The 5021-nt window shown below is 67.4% G+C and carries 3 protein-coding genes and 1 pseudogene; 3 read left to right on the top strand and 1 reads right to left on the bottom strand.

Going from position 1 to position 5021, the window contains the following annotated elements; all coding sequences use genetic code 11:
* From LQV45_RS17655 to LQV45_RS17645, 3 genes and pseudogenes are all read left to right on the top strand, one after another.
* A pseudogene (locus LQV45_RS17655) lies at nucleotides 1-250 on the top strand (S-adenosylmethionine--2-demethylmenaquinone methyltransferase); the annotation flags it as partial.
* 102 nt (nucleotides 251-352) lie between these two features.
* Entirely contained in the window at nucleotides 353-2011 is a 1659-nt protein-coding gene (locus LQV45_RS17650) for an MDR family MFS transporter (protein ID WP_230008140.1), read from the top strand.
* Between the two features lie 201 nt (nucleotides 2012-2212).
* The gene (locus LQV45_RS17645) at nucleotides 2213-3688 is read left to right on the top strand and encodes a sugar porter family MFS transporter (RefSeq protein ID WP_230008139.1); all 1476 of its coding nucleotides are present in this window, start codon (nucleotides 2213-2215) and stop codon (nucleotides 3686-3688) included.
* 120 nt (nucleotides 3689-3808) lie between these two features.
* Here the strand turns inward: LQV45_RS17645 and LQV45_RS17640 are convergent.
* The coding region (locus LQV45_RS17640) for an MFS transporter (protein ID WP_374208240.1) at nucleotides 3809-5021 on the bottom strand (1213 nt) is incomplete at its 5' end.

Genomic DNA, 5021 nt, shown 5'->3' with positions numbered 1-5021 from the left:
GATGGGGGACATGATCGCGGCGAGCGCCGTCGCGAACGGCTGGGCCGGCGTCGTTATCAACGGTGCCATCCGGGACCGGCTCGCCATCGCGGGGCTGCCGCTCGGGGTCAAGGCACTGGGCAGCAACCCGCGCAAGAGCGCCAAGAACGGCGCCGGGGCAATCGACGTGCCCCTGGAAATCGACGGCGTGGCCATCCGCCCCGGCGTGATGATCTGGTGCGATCCGGACGGGATCCTGGTCGAACGCTAAGGACTTTCTTCTCCCCGAGGTAGTGGCGGGAACAATTCAGCCAGTAACATAGTTACTGAAAGCAACTATCCGCTTAATCCCCCACGTCACCTTGGAGCAGTCATGTCCAAAACCACCTCCGTGCGCGCCGCGGGAGAGGTCCTGACCCACCGTCAGACCATCACCGTCATGGTGGGACTCATGCTCGGCATGTTCCTGTCTTCGCTGGACCAGACGATCGTGTCCACCTCGATCTACACGATCGCCAACGACCTCGACGGCCTCTCCCTGCAGGCCTGGGCCACCACCGCCTACCTCATCACCTCCACGGTGAGCACGCCGCTCTACGGCAAGCTCAGTGACATCTTCGGGCGCCGCCCGCTGTATCTCATCGCCATCGTGATCTTCCTCGCCGGTTCGCTCTACGCCGGCTCGGTCCACTCGATGACCGAGCTCGCCATTGCCCGCGGCATCCAGGGCATGGGCGCCGGCGGCCTCCTGGCCCTCGCCCTGACAATCATCGGCGACATCGTGCCGCTCAAGGACCGGGCCAAGTACCAGGGCTACTTCATGTCGGTCTTCGGCATCTCCTCCGTCCTGGGCCCGGTGATCGGCGGCGCCTTCGCGGGCACCGAAACCATCCTCGGGATCGACGGCTGGCGCTGGGTGTTCCTGATCAACATCCCGATCGGTCTCGCGGCCCTCACGGTGGTGTTCATGTACCTGCACCTCCCCGCCAAGCACGTGAAGCAGAAGATCGACTACTGGGGCGCCGCGGCCATCACGCTGGCCATTGTGCCGCTCCTCCTCGTGGCCGAACAGGGCCGCACCTGGGGCTGGAGCTCCGCGAACTCCTACCTCTGCTACGCACTCGGCGTCGTGGGCATCATCGCGTTCCTGCTGGCCGAACGGCACGCCGCCGACTACGCGCTGATCCCGCTCCGGCTGTTCCAGAACATCACCTTCGGCCTGTCCTCGCTGCTGAACTTCATCATCGGCATCGGCATGTTCGGCGCCATCGCGATGCTGCCCATGTACCTGCAGCTGGTCAAGGGCCTGACCCCCACCGAGGCCGGCCTCATGATGATCACTTTCACCGTGGGCATCCTCACCGGCTCCATCACAGCGGGCCGGACCATCTCGGCCTCGGGCACCTACCGGATCTTCCCGATCCTTGGCACCGCAACGCTGACGGCGGCCGCCGTCGTCATGGGCCTCTCCCTCGGCGTGGACACCCCGCTGTGGGTCCCCGGCGCCATCGCCGTGTTCTTCGGCCTGGGACTGGGCTTCTGCATGCAGCCCCTGACGCTGGCCATGCAGGTCTCCGTGCCCCCGAAGGACATGGGCGTGGGCACTTCCTCCGCCGCGTTCTTCCGTTCCATGGGCGGCGCGGTTGGTACGGCAGTGTTCATCTCGATGCTTTTCAGCCTCGCGGCGGACAAGATCGCCACGGGCATGAAGGACGCCGCGCAGAATGCTGACTACCTCAAGGTGCTCAAGGATCCGGCCGTGGCCGCCGACCCGGCCAACGCCCAGCTCTACGACTTCTTCAAGAACGGCGCCAGCAACGACTCGCTCAACGACACCAGCTGGCTGCACACGGCCAACTCGACGCTCACCCGTCCCATCGTCGAGGGCTTCGCGCAGTCGATCGACGCGGTCATGCTCACGGCCGCCGTGCTCACCGGCATCGCCTTTCTGATCACGTTCGCCCTGCCGAACAAGAAACTCACGGACCCGAAGGCGGTTGCCCGGGAGGGCGCCGTGGCCGCCGCCCACTAGGCGGTCCCGAGGTCTGGAACACGACGACGGCCGGCAGTCTTGTGGACTGCCGGCCGTCGTCGTCTGTCCTCAGCCGCAGCAGCGGCAAAGTGTATGTTTCGTCTCACTTTCCAGTGGTTGTGACAGGGGGCACGCGGGGGCGGGTGTAAGACTGGGTAGTTGCGGCGAAGGCCGTGGACCGCGAACTGCCAAGGGAGCCGTATGACCACCACCCATGACCAGACCGCCGCCAAGATCCCAAAAAGGGTCATTTGGCTGGCCGTAGCGGGCGCCGTCGGCGGCTTCCTCTTCGGCTTTGACTCCTCCGTCGTCAACGGCGCCGTCGACGCGATCAAGGACGAGTTCGCCCTCAGCGAGGCCGTGACCGGCTTCGCCGTCGCCGTGGCCCTCCTCGGCTGCGCGGCAGGGGCCTACCTGGCCGGCAAGATCGCCGACCGCTACGGCCGGATCCCGGCCATGAAGCTGGGCGCGCTGCTGTTCCTGGTCAGCGCCATCGGCACCGGGTTCGCGTTCGGCGTCTGGGACCTGATCTTCTGGCGTCTGGTGGGCGGGCTCGGCATCGGCCTGGCCTCGGTGATCGCGCCGGCCTACATTTCCGAAATTTCCCCCCGCCACGTCCGGGGCCGCCTGGCCTCGCTGCAGCAGCTGGCGATCACCACCGGCATCTTCGCCGCCCTGCTCTCCGACGCCGTGTTCGCGACGTCGGCCGGCGGCGCGGACCAGGCCGTGTGGCTTGGTTTGGAAGCGTGGCGCTGGATGTTCATGGCCGCCGCCGTTCCCGCGGTCGTCTACGGCTGGATCGCCTTCACCCTGCCCGAATCGCCGCGGTTCCTGGTGTTCCAGGGCAAGGACGAGGAGGCCCTCAGGGTCTTCAAGTCGATCGCCCCGGACGAGGACTCGGACCGGCACCTGCGCGACATCAAGAAGGCCATCGACGAGGACAAGCTTGCCGGCCAGAAGGGATCCCTGCGCGGCAAGGCCCTGGGCCTGCAGCCGGTGGTCTGGATCGGCATCATCCTGTCCGTGCTGCAGCAGTTCGTCGGCATCAACGTGATCTTCTACTACTCCACCACGCTGTGGAAGGCCGTGGGCTTCCAGGAAAAGGATTCGCTCACCATCTCCGTGGCCACCGCCGTCACCAACATCCTGGTCACGCTCGTGGCAATCGCCCTGGTGGACCGGATCGGGCGCCGTCCGATCATGCTGGCCGGCTCCATCGGCATGGCCCTCTCGCTGGGCACCATGGCGCTGGCCTTCGGCTCGGCCACCGGGTCCGGCGACGCAATCTCGCTGCCCGGGGCGTGGGGTCCGGCGGCGCTGGTCGCCGCCAACGTGTTCGTCATCAGCTTCGGCGCCTCCTGGGGGCCGCTGGTATGGGTGCTGCTGGGGGAGATCTTCCCGTCCCGGATCCGCGCCCGGGCCCTGGGCCTGGCCGCAGCCGCGCAGTGGATCGCCAACTTCGCCATCACCCTGAGCTTCCCGGTCATGGCCGCGGCCTCCCTGCCGCTGACGTACGCCATGTACGCGCTGTTCGCGGCGGCGTCGTTCTTCTTCGTCATGTTCAAGGTCCCGGAGACCAACGGCATGTCCCTGGAGCAGGCCGAAACCCTGTTCGTGCCCAAGGGATCCGCAAAGGAAGCCGCCAAGGAATCCGCGAAAGAGTCCGCCAGGGCCTGAGCCGGCGCTTCTGTGAGGGCCGCCGCGCCTTCAGCGTTCCGACAAAAGAACGCCCATGCTTGCGAGGAAGCATGGGCGTTCTTTGTCACCTCAGCGGGTTCTGCGCAACACCGGGTGTTGCTACACCACGTGCGGCTCGTGCGCCGCCAGGTAGCGGCGTCCGCCGAAGACGACGGCAATGGCGGCCACCATGGCCAGCGCGCCGGCGAAGAAGGGCACCTGCGGGCCGAAGTGCTCGCCCAGCTGCGCGGCGGCAAACGGTGCCAGGGCGCCGCCCATCCAGCGTACAAAGTTGTAGCCGGCCGAGGCCACCGGCCGCGGCGAGTCGGACACGCCCATGGCCAGCTCCGTGTAGATGGTGTTGTTGATGCCCAGGAGCGCCCCGGAAATGACCACGAGGACGACGACGGCCGGCACCGAGTGCCCGGCGGCCAGGCCCAGTCCCACAAGGTCGAGCATCAGCAGGACGAGCGTGCCGGTGAGGATCCGGACCGCTCCGAAGCGGTTCTGCAGCACGGGGGCGGCAAACACTGAGAAGACCGCGACGGCCACACCCCAGCCGAAGAACACCCCGCCGATCCCGTAGGCGTCCATGCCGAGGATGAAGGGCGTGAAGGCGAGGACGGTGAAGAAGCCGTAGTTGTAGAACAGGCCGCTGGCCGCCGTCGTCCGCAGCCCCTTGTGCCCCAGGGCCAGCAGCGGATCCCGGAGCCGGACTTTCCGTTCGGGCAGCGGCGTCTTGGGCAGCAGGGCAATGAGCGCGATGAACGCGGAGGCCATCAGCACGGCCGTACCGAAGAACGGGGCGCGCCACTGCCAGCCGCCCAGCAGTGCGCCCAGGAGCGGGCCGAGGGAAATGCCCAGGCCGAGTGCGGCCTCGTAAAGGATGATCGCAGTGCCGGCGCCGCCGCTTGCGACGCCGACAATCACGGCCAGCGCCGTGGCCACGAACAGGGCGTTGCCCAGCCCCCAGCCGGCGCGGAAGCCGATGAGCTCGGCCACGCTGCCGGACGTGCCGGACAGGGAGGCGAACACGACGATGACCGCCAGCCCGATCAGCAGCGTCCGCTTCCCGCCGATCCGGGAGGAGACGTAGCCGGTGATCAGCATGGCGACTGCGGTCACCAGGAAATAGCTTGTGAAGAGCAGCGACACCTGGCTCGGCGAGGCGTCCAGGTTCTTGGCGATCGCCGGCAGGATGGGGTCCACCAGCCCGATCCCCATGAAGGCGAACACCGCCGCGAGGGCCGTGGCCCACACCGCCTTGGGCTGTTTGAGCAGTGAGGCCTTCTCGGCCTCGAGGGTTACTTCCGCTGCCGGCAGGGTGTCGGCG

The organism is Microbacterium sp. Bi128 (genome assembly GCF_918698205.1).
This window is presented reverse-complemented; position numbering and strand designations above follow the sequence as displayed.

Coding starts and splice junctions, on each gene's coding strand:
- LQV45_RS17650 (WP_230008140.1), top strand. CDS start 353: ATGTCCAAAACCACCTCCGTGCGCGCCGCGGGAGAGGTCCTGACCCAC.
- LQV45_RS17645 (WP_230008139.1), top strand. CDS start 2,213: ATGACCACCACCCATGACCAGACCGCCGCCAAGATCCCAAAAAGGGTC.